Source organism: Dolichospermum sp. FACHB-1091, from assembly GCF_014697585.1.
Taxonomy (GTDB): domain Bacteria; phylum Cyanobacteriota; class Cyanobacteriia; order Cyanobacteriales; family Nostocaceae; genus Dolichospermum.
On record NZ_JACJSB010000015.1, the window covers coordinates 69,396 to 86,370 of the forward strand.

A 16,975-nucleotide genomic window follows, 5' to 3' on the forward strand; every position below is an offset into this window, starting at 1 on the left:
ATAAAGTCTCTATTCCCCGTGATATTATTCATCATGCCAAATTTCTTCCTTCACCCTCACAGGCAATTTCGCTAAATCTGGCAACTCCACCGCCTCCACATCTGTGATTTTATCTTTAATATTAATAGGTATATTCACTGGTTGGCGTTCTTCCATCCAGCAACTAGCCACAGGTAAAGTTTCTTCTAACTCATCTAATGGCCGAGGAATCACCATAACTGCATTTAACTCACCAATGCGTTCGGCTTCAAACATTCCCGCTTCTACTGCTACAGCTACATTAGCCACTGAACCACGAATGATGGCGGTGCATAAACCAGCACCAATCTTTTCATAGGAGGCTAAATGTACATCAGCAGCTTTCAGCATGGCATCACAAGCCCCCACCATAGCGGGAAAGCCGCGAGTTTCTACCAGCCCAATGGCTTGATTACTCAAACGGCTGTATCTACCATCTCCCATAAATCGAGTCAGACGGTTAATAGGTAGAATTATATCCAAATTAGGATAAGGACGCGCAATCACCAAACTAGACACCAACTGTCCAAACTGTTCAGCAGTTTGTACACCTGCTTCTACAGCCAAGCGTACATCAGCGATACCACCTCGGACAATAGCGGTACAATGACCACTACCAATTTTTTCATAGCCAACTAAGTGGACTCCAGCCGACTTTAACATCATGTCAGCCGTGCCAACTATAGCGGGGAAACTGAGGGTTGAGACTAAACCTAAAGCAGTATCTTTGAGGCTATCACGGCGACGTTCTGCATGAATATTGCTCAAAGCACTTTCATTATATGTTTCCATCTGCATTATTTTCCAGGATAAGGTTCGTATACCGTCTTCAATCACAGAAGAATGAAAACTAGCATTTGAATATGGACTTGGGTTCACACTTCATACTTAACACTTAACCTGAAGAATTGTCAGAGTTTTGATTGCCCAAAGATTGTCTATGGGGGAATAATGTACTCAGCAGCCTATTTATGCTACCTTGTCCATAAATTTGTGTACCAAAAATATTGTGAGTTTCAAGATTCGACTCACTGGGTTTTAAGTGATCAGAGCATTCTTCTGTAGACTCCGGGAGCGTAGTTTCTTCAGATGTAGAATCACTTACTACAGCGGTTTCTTCTACCGGAGGAGACTGGCTTTTCGGTGTGGGTGAAGGTGGAGATACGGGTGTAGATTGGTGTTTAAATTCCAGAAAAGCCGCTACCGAGAGTTGAGTTGAGGAAATTACTTGTTCCTGTTTCTCTGGTTTCTCTGGTTGAGAATTAGAAGACTCCGGTTCTTCCGCTGACGCTTCAACAACCTGCCGACTAGTATCCCCCAAAATTGAACCAGAGGCAATCACTTGTCCTGGCGCTACGGAATAGTTAAAAACCGTTGTTGCTGCACCAATACAGGCATTAGCCCCAATTTTACCTTGACCAACCATCAAAAAACCGGCTCCCAGGTTTGCTCCTGCTTCTATTTCTAGGATACCCTCGCTTACTTGGAGAATTGACCCCATACCCAGGCATACCCCAGCACCAATCACAATTCTACTGTTAGTAGCTGCTTGGAGAATTATTCCCGGGGCTAATACCGCACTGGGATGAATAATCACGTCGCCATAAATATGTGTATCAAATCTATCGCTCAGTTGTAGCAGCGATACTGACATGAAATTTATTACCTCGGAAGCCGGAAATGGACGATATATTAGCTAATGGGTAATGGGTAATGGGTAATGGGTAATTGGTAATTCTTGCCTCTTGCCTTTTCCCTCTTGCCCTTTCCCTTTTACCTACTCCTATGGACGCTGAATCATTGCTTCTAATACGCGGCGTTTTGCTTTGGGGTCTGTACCCACTAAACGCACATACTCGCCTGGATATTCAGAAACGTATCCTTCTAAAGCTGCGATCGCTTCTCGTTCAGATGTAGTCTGAATTTGACCCGCAACTGTCCAAGTACCTGTGCGGAAGCGGCGCTGATCTACGTGTTCAACCGCAATTTTTGCACCACTGGACAACAATTGGCGCAATTGATCTACTGTTTCTGCGCTTAGACGGGTGCTGGTAACTGTCGCCGTTGCTGTCGCTGTCGCAGTTGCAGAATTTGTACTTGTAAATGATTTGGTGCTACCAGCAGACGCTACGAGTCCGTTTGGTCTTTGGATAATTGCTTCCAATACGCGACGTTTAGCTTTGGTGTCAATGCCTATTAAACGCACATAATCACCTTTATGTGACTCTATACACTCTTCTAAAGCAGAAATAACTGCTTGAGTAGATGTAGATTGAATTGGTTCACAACTATTCCAAGAACCTGTACGGAAACGTCTCTCATCTACGTATTCTGTACCAATCTTGTAACCACTGGCCAAAAGTTGACGAATTTGTTCTAGGGTTTCCGCACTGAATTTCCCACTACCAACGGCATTCCCGTTACCATTACCATTGTAACTGCCAACGGATGCAGCCGCAGGTGCTTTAAAGCTAGATGTACCAGCAACTACACCATCAGGACGTTGAACAATTGTTTCCAATACCCGTCTTCTGTTGTTATCAATACCAAATAGACGCACATATTCACCGCTATGGTCTCGCAAACAGGATTCTATAGCAGAAACAGCCTCACCTAAAGACCGGGTTTCAATGGCTTGACAACTCTGCCAAGAACCAGTACGGAAACGTCTTTGGTCTACGTGTTCTGTGCCAATTTTAAATCCTTGTTCTAGTAGATAACGTAATTGATCTACTGTTTCTGCACCTAAGCTATAACTGGCCACGTCACTGCTCCTTTCTAACTCTTCAATTTCAATGCTTGTATAAGATTTATCTGCTGCAAGATTAAGTTCATCCCGAATGGGTGCAATACACTTGCTATCCGCAGCACAGTGATAACCAGCCCGCAAAGCCTGATTAATTCCGACTACATGGTGAGCAAATTCTTGATCTTGCACCTGGACATCTGGTAATCTATCCGCTTGCTGCTGAGTAGTAATTATTGACCCAGAAGCCACGTATTTACCCGGTGGAATTTCCACATCTTGAATTAAGGCGTGCATCATAATAATGCACCCTGCACCCACTCTGGCATTAAATACCGTAGAACGAAAGCCAATAAAACAACTATCGCCAACGTAAGCAGGTCCATGAATTAGCGCCATGTGGGTAATGGAAGCACTTTTGCCAATCCATACTGAGTATTTCTGTCCATCATCACCAATAACTCGGCCTTGCTCCAACCCATGAATAACTACACCATCTTGAATATTAGTATTTTCACTAACACAAAACGGTGTACCTTCATCTGCTCTAATGGAAGTTCCTGGAGCAATTATGACATTTGCACCTATATTGACATCACCAATTAGGTTACAAGAAGAGTGTACAAATGCAGTTTTATCGATATTGGGTTCGGCTAAACTCCTTGACCACGGGGTTGGGGGTGCCGCCGTGCTGCGGACTACCATTGCGAGATTCCTCCTGAAATAAGCTTTTTGTCAGTGGTCAGTGGTCAGTTGTCAGTTGTCACCTATCACCTGTCACCTGTCACCTGTTCCTGACTATCTATAACTGGTCTTTTTTGCTGTAAATGACACGATCTTCAACATAAATGGTATCTATAATTGCCACCACTGCTGCATCTAAGGGTCGTTGTTCATTGCCCAGCACTTGACGAGCAGCACTGCCGCGACTGACAAGTACCCACTCATTCACTCCTGCCCCCACACTATCGGCTGCTACCTCGTACACTGGCAGGAGATTGCCATTTTCATCTACTAATTGCAACATCAGCAGTTTCACACCCCGCAGACTGGGATCTTTTTGGGTGCTAGTTACTGTGCCACGAACTCTGGCAATTTGCATTATTTATTAATTACGGTCTTCTACCAAAAGGACGAATTGCGTTCACGCCTTCCCGGAACTGTTCTACATCTTCGGTATAACGAATGGGGAGAACATATTCCAAGTTTTCGTGAGGACGCGCAATGATATGGGTAGATAGCACTTGTCCACCGTTAACACGCTTTACTGATTCTACCCCAGCACCTACTGAAGCTTGAACTTCGGAAACATCACCACGGACGATAACTGTCACCCGACCACTACCGATTTTTTCATAGCCTACCAAAGTAACACGAGCAGCTTTCACCATGGCATCAGCAGCTTCTACTACTGCGGGAAAGCCTAGAGTTTCTACCATTCCTACTGCAATTGACATTTGTTCTTGTCCTTAAATTAAATTTTTTACTCGTACCAGATTTAAACTCATTTAAACCCAAGCAAACAGACCCGTTAATCTTTTCGTTTAAACAGTAATTAGAAGACTTAAGTGCGGAACTGTTCTACTGCTTCTGTATAACGAATTGGCAAAACGTATTCTAAGTTTTCGTGGGGACGAGCAATGATGTGTGTAGACACCACTTCACCACCGTTGACTCTTTTGGCCGCTTCAATGCCAGCCGCAACTGAAGCTTGCACTTCAGAAACATCTCCCCTCACAATCACTGTAACGCGAGCGCTGCCAATCTTTTCATATCCTACTAAGGTTACACGGGCAGCTTTTACCATGGCATCAGCAGCTTCTACTACTGCGGGAAAGCCTTTAGTTTCAATCATTCCAACTGCAATTGGCATCGCAGAACTCCTCAAAAATTAATCGTTTTAGAACTAGCGGTGGAAATTTTGGCCGGGGATGCTCACTTTCCAAAATACCGCCATATTTAAGCTTATGAAACCTTGGCATCCTTGGCAACATAAATTACTATAATAGTTTGTCATAAAATATATTTAAAAAACTTAACAAAACTTTATACTGTCTTTTGTGATCTTCAAATTCACTGATCCCTAGAGTGACAGCTTATGCTTTATAATTTCTTTATCACTTTTAGAACCACTACAGTTTACAGCCTCAGCTAATTCTTTGATCAGGAGGATTAGCATAGGCTGGGTATGAGATAGATGGGCTATTGGCTAGATATTTTACTTGGCTATTTTCATAAATACTGGGTGAAAATTCGCAAATTTTACAAATGTACATGAAAAACTAATTTAAAACAGCAGGAAGAGAAAAATGTTCTTTAGAGAATATCTAAAATGTGACATGATTATTTAATGACTCGATCAAAGGCTATTTTCAAGTAAATATGCCTAAGATATTTAGCTAAAAAGTTAAGAAAACATGGATTTTCTCAGAAAATTTTGTTTTTGAGCAAAGGATTATTTTAAGGGTGTTTAAGAGAGTCGAAACTCAGTTGTCAAGGAAGATTTTAGATGAATGAATTTCTATTTTTAACAAGTTGGTTCGTCCCTCTTTATAGTTTAATAGGGGCAATTTTAACTTTGCCTTGGGGCATAGGAATTATCCAACGCACAGGACCTAGACCTGCTGTATACTTGAATTTGCTGACTACCATCTTAGGTTTTATTCACAGTCTTTTAGTATTTAAAGATGTTTGGAATCGAGAACCAGAACATCTACTGATAACTTGGTTTCAAGCTGCTGATTTCCAATTATCTTTCGCTTTAGAAATTTCTGTGGTCAGTGTGGGAGCAACTGTTTTAATTACCGCACTAAGTCTATTAGCACAAATTTACGCTCTAGGCTACATGGAAAAAGACTGGTCCTTAGCCAGATTTTTTGGTTTATTAGGATTTTTTGAAGCGGCTTTGATTGGTTTAGCAATTAGTGATTCTCTCTTTCTCAGTTATGCTTTGTTAGAGGTTCTCACTCTTTCCACTTATTTATTGGTAGGATTTTGGTATGCTCAACCTTTGGTAGTCACAGCAGCGCGAGATGCTTTTTTGACGAAACGGGTAGGCGACCTATTACTATTAATGTCTGTTGTCACCCTTTCTACTCTGGCTGGTAGCTTAAATTTTTCCGATTTGTATGAATGGGCGCAAACTGCTGATTTAAACCCAGTTACATCTACTTTACTTGGCTTGGGTTTAATTGCAGGTCCTGCTGGTAAATGCGCTCAATTTCCTCTGCATCTGTGGTTAGATGAAGCCATGGAGGGTCCAAATCCAGCCTCGGTAATGCGAAACTCCTTGGTAGTAGCTGGGGGTGCTTATATTCTCTACAAGATTCAACCATTATTATCTTTATCCCCTATTGCTTTAAATACTTTAGTGGTGGTGGGAATAATGACAGCAGTGGGCGCAACATTGGTATCTATAGCTCAAATTGATATTAAGCGATCGCTATCCCATTCTACCAGTGCCTACATGGGATTGGTATTTTTAGCAGTGGGTTTAGAACAAGGCGGAGTAGCCTTAATGTTACTCCTCAGTCATGCTATCGCCAAAGCCCTATTATTCATGAGTTCTGGTTCTGTTATCTATACCACCCAAACCCAAGACTTAACAGAAATGGGGGGGTTATGGTCAAAAATGCCAGCGACAACTACTGCTTTTGTGGTTGGTTCAGCAGGTATGGTGACTCTACTACCATTAGGCAGTTTCTGGGCAATGTTAGCATGGGCTGATGGACTAGTCAGAGTTAGCCCCTGGGTAATTGTGGTTTTAATCTTAGTTAATGGCCTCACAGCTTTGAACTTAACTAGGGTATTCCGGTTAATTTTCTGGGGAAAATCTCAACCAAAAACCCACCGCGCCCCAGAAGTCGCCTGGCCAATGGCATTACCAATGGTGACTTTAACTATACTAACATTATTGTTACCATTAATGCTACAACAATGGTATTTATTACCTAGCTGGGAAAGTTTAGATAGGTATATAGTTGGTTCTCTATTCGCTTCCACTCTGGCTGGAGTAACTCTTGGCGCTACCATTCATCTTCACAAGGCTTGGTCAAGATCCAGAATTTTAATCTGGAGATTTTTACAAGATTTATTGGGCTATGATTTTTACATAGACCGCATTTACCGCTTAACGATTGTAAGTGCTGTGGCGCTGTTATCCAAAATATCGGCGTGGAGCGATCGCTTTGTGGTAGATGGTCTAGTCAATTTAATCGGCTTTGCGGCAATTTTTAGCGGACAAAGTTTGAAATACAGCATTTCTGGTCAATCCCAAGGCTATATGCTGACAATTATCTTTGTTATTAGCATCCTGGGTTTTTTCATTAGTTTCTCATTGGGCTTATTCGATAAATTACCCTTTTAGAAAAGAGGCAACCGTCAACTGTTAACTAACCACTGTCAACTGTCAACCGTCACCTATCTACTATGCTGAGTATATTGATTTTACTGCCGTTAATTGCTGCGGCTTTCTTTGGTTTTTATCCTTCTACTATTTCTGGTAAACTCGCCCGCATCATAGCTTTAGTTTTTAGCGGTATTATTTTTCTATGGAGTATTTTCATAGCTATTCAGTTTAACCCCGGAGACGTTACTCAACAATTTGCCGAATCTCTACTGTGGGTAGATGCCATTGGCTTAAATTACAATTTGGGTATAGATGGTTTATCACTACCGTTATTACTTCTGAATGGACTATTAACTTGTATTGCTATTTATAGTAGTGATGAATCTCAACAACGTCCTAGATTTTACTATTCCTTAATTTTTCTCTTGACCACTGGGGTAATTGGAGCATTTTTAGCACAGGATTTATTATTATTTTTCCTGTTCTATGAGTTGGAATTAATACCCCTGTATTTACTAATTGCTATTTGGGGAGGTGCAAGACGAGGTTATGCAGCCACGAAATTTCTCATTTATACCGCTTTTTCGGGAATCGTCATTTTAGCTAGTTTCCTGGGTATAGTTTGGTTAAGTGGTTCTTCCAGTTTTGCACTCTCGACCTTAAATAGTCAAAATCTGCCCTTAGCTACCCAAATTTTACTCCTTGTAGGCATTTTGGTCGGTTTTGGCATTAAAATCCCCCTCTTTCCCTTCCATACTTGGCTACCAGATGCCCACGTTGAAGCTTCTACACCCATATCTGTTCTCTTGGCTGGCATACTATTGAAGTTAGGGACCTATGGCCTACTCCGATTTGGCATGAATTTGTTACCAGATGCTTGGGCTTATTTAGCCCCTTGGTTAGCTACATGGGCAGTAATTAGTGTCTTATTTGGCGCTTCTTGTGCGATCGCGCAAACGGATATGAAAAAAATGGTAGCTTATAGTTCTATCGGACACATGGGCTATGTTTTGTTGGCGGCTGCTGCATCTACACCTCTAAGCGTATTAGGGGCAGTTATGCAAATGATTAGTCACGGATTAATATCCGCTATGTTATTCCTGTTAGTAGGAGTTGTCTATAAAAAAACTGGTAGCCGAGATTTAAACGTGGTTCGGGGACTACTCAACCCAGAACGCGGTTTACCCCTGATTGGTAGTTTAATGATTATGGGAGTCATGGCCAGTGCAGGTATACCCGGAATGGTGGGATTTATTTCGGAATTTATCGTTTTTCGCGGTAGTTTCGCGGTTTTTCCTGTTCAAACATTGTTGGGAATGCTAGGAAATGGTTTAACTGCCGTTTATTTCTTAAATCTTGTCAATCGTGCCTTTTTTGGACGGTTATCAGAGGAAATTTACAACCTACCTCGTGTTTACTGGAGCGATCGCCTTCCTGCTATTATTTTAGCTGTATTTATCCTCATTTTCGGTATTCAACCCACCTGGCTGGCACATTACACCGAAACCACAATTACCACCATGGTAAACACCAGTAATCTAGTACACAATAGTGAGCATAAAATAGCTATTCAAAATAGTTAAAAGTCGTATTATTCAGCCTTTTAACTTTTGATTTCTAATTCAATTACAGAAGAAACACTAATGATGAAAACTGAAAAAAAGCCCGCTTACAACCCCCTAGCTGAGTATCTTCAACGCTTACAAAATGGTGGTGCATTACTCAAAGATAGCCCCGAAAACGTTTTAGAAGTTGTTGGCATTCTCAAAAGTTATGGTATAGTTTTAGATGCCTATTCTAAAAACCTCATTTACATCGCTGAACATCAATTTTTAGTGTTTTTTCCCTTCTTTAAATATTTTGATGGTGATGTTTCTTTAGCTAAATTAATCCGTCATTTATGGCATGATCGGATTAATTTTGAATATGCTGAATATTGCATGAAAACCATGATGTGGCATGGTGGAGGCGGTTTAGACGCATATTTAGATACTCAGGAATTTCAAGATAGAGCAAAAACCGTTATTGCTGCTAAATTTAAATATAATCCCCTGCTGTTGGGATTAAATCAACTATTTCCTGAATTTTTAACAGAACAGTTACGAGTTTCAGCTTATTACACTGGTTTAGGTCAATTTTGGCGAGTTATGGCTGATATGTTTCTGAATTTATCAGACCGCTATGACAACGGCGAAATTAAATCTATTCCCCAAGTTGTAGAACATATTAAACTGGCTTTAGTTGCAGATGCAATTAAACCAATTACATACAGTGTCAAAATTGGCAAGAAAGTCTATGATATTATTCCTAAATCAGTTGGTTTAACCTTCCTTGCAGATACCGCAATTCCCTATGTAGAAGCAGTATTTTTTAGAGGAACACCATTTTTAGGAACAGTGTCTTTAAACGCCCAAGCATATCAAGTTCCTCCAGATCAATCTCGATTCCAATATGGTGCATTATACGCCGATCCTTTACCTATTGGTGGTGCAGGGATTCCGCCAACTTTATTAATGCAGGATATGCGTCATTATTTGCCAGAATATTTACATAGTATTTATCGTCGCAGTCTCAGGAGTGAAGATGATTTACGAGTACAAATTTGTATGAGTTTCCAAAAATCCATGTTTTGCGTCACCACGGCCGCAATTTTAGGACTTTTACCTTATCCATTAGATACTCAAGATCCATCTGAAAAAAAAGCCATTCAAGTTTATTTAGAAAAGTGGCTGTCAAGATTAGAAAACTCCCGGTTATTAGAAGTAAATAAATAGGGTAATATCGGTAGACTATTCACAACTGGTTTGACTCTATCTTTGATATCAATGTGTTAATTACAAATAAAAAATGTCACACAAGAGACTCTAGTAAAATTTATACTTTTACATTACAGTCAATATACTCACTGTCAGAATCAGGATATACAGGATGAAAAAGGGATTTTATCACCATGTAAATCACTTGAAATGGTGTGGGTCACGCTATCACTAACAACTCTACTATTTTAGGACTTACGCACGAGTCACTGAATAACGAACCACTCCAGGCACAGAGAACACAGAGAAATCAGGGTTTGAGGAATATTTTGCGTAAGTCCTGTATTTAACATCCTACATATCTATATTACCATGTTATACTTGAGGCAGTTAATTAAAAAGATACCCGAATTCTTTAATAATTCGGGTATCTAAATTTGTCTAAATTTGTTAGTTAAGATTCAGAAGTTTTTTTACCGACAACTTGAGATTTGAGGGTAGTAATTTCACTAGACAACTCCTGTCTGCTGGAAGCTTTGAGTAAATAGCGATAGATAAACCACACAGAGTAACCAATACCAATTAATTCAAAGCTGGGCGCTACTAAAGGAATATCATTAAGAGCATCTAGTACGGCCAATAGCACCTTAACTGCGACTACAGATGTCACTACTAAACCAATACTAACTATAGGCTGCTGATATTGACCAAAGAACTTACCTACATAATCTGGTAATGTACCAAGAAAACCAGAAACTTGCTGTCCATATTTGAGCCATTGTTCTTGAGGCTGCATAGGGGGCTGAAGTTTGGTAAGATTTCCAGTTTGGGTGTTAATTTGGGGGGTAGTTGTTTCTTTGGACTGGGTTTCTTGGTATTCTGGTTCTTGCATTTTTATTTCCATGATTTTGATCGTTGAGTTTTTTACCTAGACATTTACAACCAAAAGGCTGTTAATTGACAATTCTTCCACTAATAAGCATGAGAAATCAGAGATTATTGGTTTATCTTATCTAGACTCATTGATAAGTATGACAAAAATTTGTTCAAAATCTAGCCATTTGTGTTACTAGTTAGGGGATAGGCAAGAAACAAGACTCCCTCTAAAAGTGCAATAATCATAAATTATACTCCTCATTGTCTTTATATTTCATGATAACAAGTATTGATTTTCTTAATCACCTTAACCCTAGTCAACGTCAAGCCGTAGAACACTATTGCGGTCCGTTGTTAGTAGTTGCTGGTGCTGGTTCGGGTAAAACCCGTGCGCTTACCTACCGTATTGCTAACTTGATTCTACAACACCGTGTTAATCCTGAAAATATCCTCGCGGTGACATTTACTAATAAAGCCGCAAGGGAAATGAAGGAAAGAATTCAAAGGATATTTGCTGAACAATTAGCGATAACAAAACATGATAAAAAGTTTGATTTACTAACGGAATATGAACAAACTTTGATTAAATCACAAGTTTACCGCACTACTATTAAAGATATGTGGTGTGGAACTTTTCATAGTTTGTTTTCTCGGATTCTTCGTTATGATATTGAGAAATATCAAGATGAAAAAGGGAGAAAATGGGAAAAAAACTTTTCTATTTTTGATGAATCTGATGTACAAAGTGTGATTAAAGAAATTGTGACTAAAGATTTAAATTTAGATAGTAAGAAATTTGAACCTAAGTCTGTGCGTTACGCTATTAGTAATGCTAAAAATCAGGGATTTTCCCCTAGAGAATTTGAAAGTGAACAGCCAAATTATCGCGGGAGGGTAATTGCTGATGTTTATAACCGCTATCAAGATAAACTGGCTCAAAATAATGCTTTAGATTTTGATGATTTGATTTTAATTCCTACTAGATTATTTCAACAAAATGAGCAGGTTTTAGGTTATTGGTATCGCAAATTCTGTCATATTTTAGTTGATGAATATCAAGATACTAACCGGACTCAATATGATTTAATTCAGCTTTTAGTTACCAATGGGGAAAAACGTAAAAGTGAATGGAAATGGGAAAATCGTTCTGTATTTGTTGTCGGAGATGCTGACCAGTCAATTTACAGTTTTAGAATGGCAGATTTTACGATTTTACTAGAATTTCAGGAGAATTTTGGCGATGGTTTAGCAGATGATGATACCCGTTCTATGGTAAAATTAGAAGAAAATTATCGCTCTTGTGAAAACATTCTCCAAGCTGCTAATGAATTAATTGAAAATAACACCCAACGCATTGATAAAATTCTCAAGGCCACAAGACAACCGGGGGAAGCAATTTGTTTTCATAAAGCTGAGGAAGAAATGGCCGAAGCAGCTTTTGTTATTGACCAAATTCGCAGTTTAGAAAATCAAAACCCGGAATTAAATTGGGGTGCTTTTGCAATTTTATATAGAACTAATGCTCAATCTCGACCTTTTGAAGAACTATTAGTTAAATATCAAATTCCTTATACGGTTGTGGGAGGAATGAAGTTTTATGACCGGAAAGAAATTAAAGATGCTGTTGCATATTTAAGAGCTATTAATAACCCAGCGGATACTGTTAGTTTATTGCGAGTCATTAATACACCTCGTAGGGGAATTGGTAAAGCTACTATGGACGCTTTAGTAAATGCTTCCCAGCAATTAGGAATAACATTATGGGAAATAATTAGTGATGAAACATCAGTTAATACTTTAGCAGGACGTTCAGCAAAAGCTGTGAATAATTTTGCTGCAATGATTCAAAATCGTCAAGCACAAATCGCAATTATTCCCGGTTCAGAGATATTACAAGGGATTTTAGAAGATTCTGGTTATATCAAAGAATTGCAAGATCAAGGTACAGACGAAGCTGATAACAGAATTAGCAACGTTAATGAATTATATAACGCCATGTTGCAATTTCAAGAGGAAAATGAAGGCGAAGATATTTCCTTGCAAGCGTTTTTACAAAGTGCTGCGCTCAGTTCCGATTTAGATAATTTAAAAGAGGGACAAACAGCAGTTTCTCTAATGACCTTACACGCTTCTAAGGGTTTGGAATTTCCCGTAGTCTTTCTAGTTGGATTAGAACAGGGATTATTTCCGGGTTATCGTTCATTACAGGACCCATCCTTATTAGAAGAAGAACGTAGATTGTGTTATGTAGGTATCACCCGCGCTCAAGAACGTCTATTCCTATCCCATGCTAGAGAACGCCGTTTATATGGTACTAGAGAACCGGCTATGCGATCGCAATTTTTAGACGAATTACCAGCAGAGTTATTAACTACACAGAATAAAGTTACCCGTATTGTTACTAAGACATCATCAGCAAACCCTAATAAACAAAGCAATTCTCAAGCTTGGCAGGTCGGTGATAATGTATTACATAAAACTTTTGGCATTGGTAAAGTTACTCACGTTTTTGGAGAAGGAAATAAAGTTTCCGTAGCCATTCAATTTGCTAGTTTAGGACAGAAAATTATAGACCCTAGAGTAGCACAGTTACAGAAAGTCTAATGGTAACGGTTAGGTAACACTAATAGGGTAAAAAGATGGTGTGATCCAGACAAAGTTAGGATCTATGCAAAATACCTCTCCAACCCTTATTTATTCAGGACTTCTGTACCTGGAGTGATTCGTTATTCTCTAGTTGATCTTGATCTTTTTATATCCAAGATGGTGTCGTTTTTCTCAGTTTTTGTTAGACTTAACAAAGTTTTTCCAGCAAAATACCACTATGGCTTTATACGCAGAATTGCATCGGCATCTAGGTGGTTCAGTTGTACCTCGTGTACTATGGCGATATTTCCAGCGTCATAATACCGAGTTGATTTCTTCCTTTACGGAATACGCAGAATTTGAAGATTTTTACACCCGTCCCCGCAACAACTTGGATGAGTATCTAGAACTACATACTCTGGTAGAAAGTGTACAAACGGTGGAAACTTTACCCTACTTTATTTACCGCTTATTACGCGGGGCTTATATTTTTGAGAATTTGGCTTATTTAGAATTACGTTATACGCCCTATTTACGAACTCCTGAACATTTGAATCAAATTCAGAGAATTGATAAAATGGCAGAAATTGTGGATATTGTGGGTAAATCCAGTCATGTCCCCGAATATCCCATTGTTACCAGTCAAATTCTCTGTATGCACTCCCGTTTACCTTTTGAGGTAAATCAGGCAATTATTGATTTAGCAGCACAAAATAGAGAATATGTCTGTGGGATAGATATAGCAGGAGGCGATCGCTGTTATGGCGAAAGGATGGAAGAATGGATAAATTTATATAATTATGCTCATTCTTTGGGTATTAACACCACAGGGCATCTTTATGAAACCAAGGACGGTTGTTATCCAGAATTATTACCTTATTTAATGCGAATCGGTCATGGCATTCAGATTCCTATATTGTATCCTGAACTACTTCCAGAGATTGGTAAAAGAGGACAATGTTTAGAAGTTTGTCCCACAACTTATTTAAAAACAGGCACTTTACAGGATATCCGTCAGCTAAAATTAGTTTTTGACCGATGTTTTGCAGCCGAAGTTGATATCGCTATTTGTACGGATAATGCGGGATTGCATAATATGCGTCTACCCTTTGAATATGAAAATCTTTTGACTTACGACATTATTAATTTTCAGCAGTTACAAGCTTGTCAAGATGCAGCTTTCCGTCATGCTTTTGCTTGGCCTCACAGTCAAGGTCCCGCGTCTTTGTTAACTGGGTTGTTGAAGTAATCCAAGTTGTTGAACTGTTGGACTTGAAGGTGTCAAAGTATTATAGGTAAAGGGATTCAAGTAACAGACTCTCTCAAAAAACGGTTATTTCCCTGACCCCTGGGTAAGTCCTACTTCAACAACACCCAAAATCCAAAATTGGATTGCCAAACCATGTTAAAATACATCTCGCATATAAAGCTGTATTTGATTATTAGGTGGATTTAAACAAAGATGGAAGCAGCACTATTACTAGCAAAACTGCCTGAAGCTTACCAAATCTTCGACCCCTTGGTAGATGTTTTACCCGTTATTCCTGTTTTCTTCTTGTTACTTGCATTTGTTTGGCAAGCAGCAGTCGGTTTCAGATAACCTACCATCTCCTATTATTTGGACAGGTGACTCATGCCTGTCCTATTTTTTTGATAAAATTAATAATTCTTAATATTTTGCAATAAATCAATATAATTAATCCAGTTGCATACTAAATCACCAGGAATCTACGATGGGAAACATCAAATTTGTTAAAGAGAATAAAGAAATAGTGGCCGCAGACGGCGCTAATCTCCGACTCAAAGCAGTAGAAAATGGGATTGATATTTATACATTCCTCAGTAAAATCACTAATTGTGGCGGCTCTGGACAATGTAGCACTTGTGTTGTCCAAATTAGCGAAGGACTAGAAAACCTTTCTCCCCGCACAGATTTAGAACAACGCAAATTCAAAAACAAGCCTGATAATTACCGTCTAGCCTGTCAAACCCTAGTTAACGGACCTGTTAGCGTCATCACTAAACCATAACTGAATTTTGGGAGTAGAAACAAATTTTCTAAAATTTAAACTCACTTAAGTGAGTTTAAATTTATTAACTGTTATTAAAAAAGTAGAAATTTATCTGTATTTATCCGCCCTTGTCTGGGTTTAATTCCTTGTTTCCCGTTCTCAATATGAAATTTATTTTATACGACTACTTCACGATCACTTGTTTAGTCAAGGAGTTACAAAAATTTAGCTTCATTTTGTCATCTGATGCTATTCTAAAGTAGTTAACTGGAAATTACACAAAAGGCTATCTTGCCATGCAAGTTAATGATTTGGGTTTCGTAGCGAGCATTTTGTTCGTATTAGTACCCGCCGTGTTTTTAATCATGCTTTACATCCAAACTGCCAGTAGCCAAGGTAAAAAAGATAGTTAATACTTGGACTATAAGATGAAAACCCCCTATGCTATATAGTATAGGGGGTTTTATTTATCACCTACTAATTCTTCTTAGAGATTAAGCAGCAGTTCGTGATAAGAGGACTGGACAGGTGGCATTAACACGAACATAATCAGATAAAGAGGCACCTATCAACCGATCTAAATCAACAAAACTCTTAGCAATAGATGGCCGACGGTCTGGAGAACCGATCAATAATAAGTCTACATTCAACTCACTAGCTAAACGACAAATTTCTTCCCCCGGTTTACCGCTGCTGGTAACACAACGCACTGCTACAACTTGCTTTTCCGCTTCTGCTACAGCCATTCCCAACACAGAACTTCTTTCTGGTTTAAGATCGGTAATACCTGATAATTTTCCGCCTAAATCTGTATTGATGTTAGCTAAAATTAATTGTCCACCCACAACACCTCGGAGGAGAAACAAAGCTAAATTTAAACAATTTTTAGCAGCTTCAGAATTATCCATTGCCACCATAACACGCTTAATACTTTTGACATAAATGTCATCTTTCACCAGCAACATAGGACGGGAGGACAATTGAAAAACGTACTGACTGACGGAATTAGATAAAATTGATTGTAACCGCTTTAGACCTCTAGATCCCATAATAATCAAATCAGCATCCATCTCATCAGCGACTTGACAAACTACACTTTTGGGATCACCTTGACGTAAAATAGAAGAAACCTGACTTGGATCTAAGTTTAAGTACTGTATAGCCTTAGCGAGAATTTTGCCCCCTTCTTCCCATTTATCGGTCATTACAGCAGCAGTGCTTTGTGGAGTAACAACATGAAGAACCGTTACCTTCGCACCTCGTAATGAAGGCATTTCTTTCATGTTCTTGAGCATTTCTTCCGCGTGTCCCAAGCCAGAGACAGCCAGCAAAATTTTTTGGATCATGGTTACTTCTTTGTCGTGAGGGTTTTTGTGGTTTTTAATGCTAGTATTCAGCCATGGCCACGCTACGCAGGCTATCAGAATATTTTTTCTGATATGCTGAACAACCAAGTTAAGTATGGGTTGCTGAATAAGTTGTCTGTGAAGCTAGGGAAATCTTAACAATGAACAGGGAACAGTTTCAGCTATCTGGATATCCTCAATTTTCCAAATCCAACACAGAACAATGCATCTATTTTGAGACATCATCAGCCAAAACCCGGCACTTTTTGACAATCAAAAAACCTGAA

At 39.2% G+C, this 16,975-nt stretch carries 16 protein-coding genes; 8 read left to right on the top strand and 8 right to left on the bottom strand.

Annotated features, from left to right (window positions below):
• Positions 1-24: 24 nt before the first annotated feature.
• From H6G25_RS11405 to H6G25_RS11430, 6 genes are all read right to left on the bottom strand, one after another.
• Complete coding sequence (locus tag H6G25_RS11405) at positions 25-810, bottom strand: BMC domain-containing protein (RefSeq protein ID WP_190392580.1); 786 nt, start codon at positions 808-810, stop codon at positions 25-27.
• Positions 811-913: 103 nt separating this feature from the next.
• A complete protein-coding gene (locus tag H6G25_RS11410; RefSeq protein ID WP_190392581.1) occupies positions 914-1,672 on the bottom strand; it encodes a transferase in 759 nt (252 codons plus the stop codon).
• A 129-nt stretch (positions 1,673-1,801) separates the two neighbouring features.
• Complete coding sequence (locus tag H6G25_RS11415; protein ID WP_190392582.1) at positions 1,802-3,469, bottom strand: ribulose bisphosphate carboxylase small subunit; 1,668 nt, start codon at positions 3,467-3,469, stop codon at positions 1,802-1,804.
• A gap of 97 nt (positions 3,470-3,566) precedes the next feature.
• The gene (locus H6G25_RS11420) at positions 3,567-3,866 is read right to left on the bottom strand and encodes a EutN/CcmL family microcompartment protein (RefSeq protein WP_190392583.1); all 300 of its coding nucleotides are present in this window, start codon (positions 3,864-3,866) and stop codon (positions 3,567-3,569) included.
• Positions 3,867-3,876: 10 nt separating this feature from the next.
• Complete coding sequence (locus tag H6G25_RS11425) at positions 3,877-4,221, bottom strand: carbon dioxide-concentrating mechanism protein CcmK (RefSeq protein WP_168496664.1); 345 nt, start codon at positions 4,219-4,221, stop codon at positions 3,877-3,879.
• Between the two features lie 107 nt (positions 4,222-4,328).
• Positions 4,329-4,637 (bottom strand): carbon dioxide-concentrating mechanism protein CcmK, encoded by a 309-nt coding sequence (locus H6G25_RS11430; RefSeq protein ID WP_190392584.1) that lies wholly within the window; start codon positions 4,635-4,637, stop codon positions 4,329-4,331.
• A 636-nt stretch (positions 4,638-5,273) separates the two neighbouring features.
• Here H6G25_RS11430 and H6G25_RS11435 point away from each other — a divergent pair.
• The 3 genes from H6G25_RS11435 to H6G25_RS11445 all read left to right on the top strand — a co-directional run bounded on the left by H6G25_RS11435 (position 5,274) and on the right by H6G25_RS11445 (position 9,886).
• Entirely contained in the window at positions 5,274-7,130 is a 1,857-nt protein-coding gene (locus H6G25_RS11435; protein ID WP_190392585.1) for an NAD(P)H-quinone oxidoreductase subunit F, read from the top strand.
• 62 nt (positions 7,131-7,192) lie between these two features.
• On the top strand, positions 7,193-8,695 hold the full coding sequence (locus H6G25_RS11440; RefSeq protein WP_190392586.1) for an NADH-quinone oxidoreductase subunit M: 1,503 nt from the start codon (positions 7,193-7,195) through the stop codon (positions 8,693-8,695).
• Between the two features lie 60 nt (positions 8,696-8,755).
• Entirely contained in the window at positions 8,756-9,886 is a 1,131-nt protein-coding gene (locus H6G25_RS11445) for a CO2 hydration protein (RefSeq protein ID WP_190392587.1), read from the top strand.
• Positions 9,887-10,322: 436 nt separating this feature from the next.
• On the opposite strand, the gene H6G25_RS11450 is transcribed toward H6G25_RS11445, so the two are convergent.
• Positions 10,323-10,760, bottom strand: a complete 438-nt coding sequence (locus H6G25_RS11450) for a CAAD domain-containing protein (RefSeq protein ID WP_028089695.1) — start codon at positions 10,758-10,760, stop codon at positions 10,323-10,325.
• Positions 10,761-11,020: 260 nt separating this feature from the next.
• On the opposite strand from H6G25_RS11450, the gene pcrA reads away from it, so the two are divergent.
• The 5 genes from pcrA (at position 11,021) to psbM (ending at position 15,755) form a co-directional block, all read left to right on the top strand.
• Positions 11,021-13,348 carry a DNA helicase PcrA gene (pcrA, locus tag H6G25_RS11455; RefSeq protein ID WP_190392588.1) on the top strand — a complete coding sequence of 776 codons (2,328 nt, stop codon included), beginning with the start codon at positions 11,021-11,023 and terminating at the stop codon, positions 13,346-13,348.
• 220 nt (positions 13,349-13,568) lie between these two features.
• Positions 13,569-14,579: an adenosine deaminase gene (locus tag H6G25_RS11460; RefSeq protein ID WP_190392589.1), complete on the top strand. Its 1,011-nt coding sequence runs from the start codon at positions 13,569-13,571 to the stop codon at positions 14,577-14,579.
• 213 nt (positions 14,580-14,792) lie between these two features.
• Positions 14,793-14,930: a photosystem II reaction center protein K gene (locus H6G25_RS11465; RefSeq protein WP_006195022.1), complete on the top strand. Its 138-nt coding sequence runs from the start codon at positions 14,793-14,795 to the stop codon at positions 14,928-14,930.
• Positions 14,931-15,063: 133 nt separating this feature from the next.
• Positions 15,064-15,360: a 2Fe-2S iron-sulfur cluster-binding protein gene (locus H6G25_RS11470; RefSeq protein ID WP_190392590.1), complete on the top strand. Its 297-nt coding sequence runs from the start codon at positions 15,064-15,066 to the stop codon at positions 15,358-15,360.
• A gap of 278 nt (positions 15,361-15,638) precedes the next feature.
• Positions 15,639-15,755: a photosystem II reaction center protein PsbM gene (psbM, locus tag H6G25_RS11475; RefSeq protein WP_190392591.1), complete on the top strand. Its 117-nt coding sequence runs from the start codon at positions 15,639-15,641 to the stop codon at positions 15,753-15,755.
• Between the two features lie 81 nt (positions 15,756-15,836).
• On the opposite strand, the gene H6G25_RS11480 is transcribed toward psbM, so the two are convergent.
• Positions 15,837-16,688 carry a universal stress protein gene (locus tag H6G25_RS11480; RefSeq protein WP_190392592.1) on the bottom strand — a complete coding sequence of 284 codons (852 nt, stop codon included), beginning with the start codon at positions 16,686-16,688 and terminating at the stop codon, positions 15,837-15,839.
• Positions 16,689-16,975 lie beyond the last annotated feature (287 nt).

What these genes read in the sequence shown, in the direction of transcription:
- H6G25_RS11445 (WP_190392587.1), top strand. Translation starts at nt 8,756, where the DNA reads ATGATGAAAACTGAAAAAAAGCCCGCTTACAACCCCCTAGCTGAGTAT.
- H6G25_RS11405 (WP_190392580.1), bottom strand. Translation starts at nt 810, where the DNA reads ATGGAAACATATAATGAAAGTGCTTTGAGCAATATTCATGCAGAACGT.
- H6G25_RS11470 (WP_190392590.1), top strand. Translation starts at nt 15,064, where the DNA reads ATGGGAAACATCAAATTTGTTAAAGAGAATAAAGAAATAGTGGCCGCA.
- H6G25_RS11435 (WP_190392585.1), top strand. Translation starts at nt 5,274, where the DNA reads ATGAATGAATTTCTATTTTTAACAAGTTGGTTCGTCCCTCTTTATAGT.
- H6G25_RS11415 (WP_190392582.1), bottom strand. Translation starts at nt 3,469, where the DNA reads ATGGTAGTCCGCAGCACGGCGGCACCCCCAACCCCGTGGTCAAGGAGT.
- H6G25_RS11465 (WP_006195022.1), top strand. Translation starts at nt 14,793, where the DNA reads ATGGAAGCAGCACTATTACTAGCAAAACTGCCTGAAGCTTACCAAATC.
- H6G25_RS11420 (WP_190392583.1), bottom strand. Translation starts at nt 3,866, where the DNA reads ATGCAAATTGCCAGAGTTCGTGGCACAGTAACTAGCACCCAAAAAGAT.
- pcrA (WP_190392588.1), top strand. Translation starts at nt 11,021, where the DNA reads ATGATAACAAGTATTGATTTTCTTAATCACCTTAACCCTAGTCAACGT.
- H6G25_RS11410 (WP_190392581.1), bottom strand. Translation starts at nt 1,672, where the DNA reads ATGTCAGTATCGCTGCTACAACTGAGCGATAGATTTGATACACATATT.
- H6G25_RS11425 (WP_168496664.1), bottom strand. Translation starts at nt 4,221, where the DNA reads ATGTCAATTGCAGTAGGAATGGTAGAAACTCTAGGCTTTCCCGCAGTA.
- H6G25_RS11460 (WP_190392589.1), top strand. Translation starts at nt 13,569, where the DNA reads ATGGCTTTATACGCAGAATTGCATCGGCATCTAGGTGGTTCAGTTGTA.
- H6G25_RS11450 (WP_028089695.1), bottom strand. Translation starts at nt 10,760, where the DNA reads ATGCAAGAACCAGAATACCAAGAAACCCAGTCCAAAGAAACAACTACC.
- H6G25_RS11480 (WP_190392592.1), bottom strand. Translation starts at nt 16,688, where the DNA reads ATGATCCAAAAAATTTTGCTGGCTGTCTCTGGCTTGGGACACGCGGAA.
- H6G25_RS11440 (WP_190392586.1), top strand. Translation starts at nt 7,193, where the DNA reads ATGCTGAGTATATTGATTTTACTGCCGTTAATTGCTGCGGCTTTCTTT.
- H6G25_RS11430 (WP_190392584.1), bottom strand. Translation starts at nt 4,637, where the DNA reads ATGCCAATTGCAGTTGGAATGATTGAAACTAAAGGCTTTCCCGCAGTA.
- psbM (WP_190392591.1), top strand. Translation starts at nt 15,639, where the DNA reads ATGCAAGTTAATGATTTGGGTTTCGTAGCGAGCATTTTGTTCGTATTA.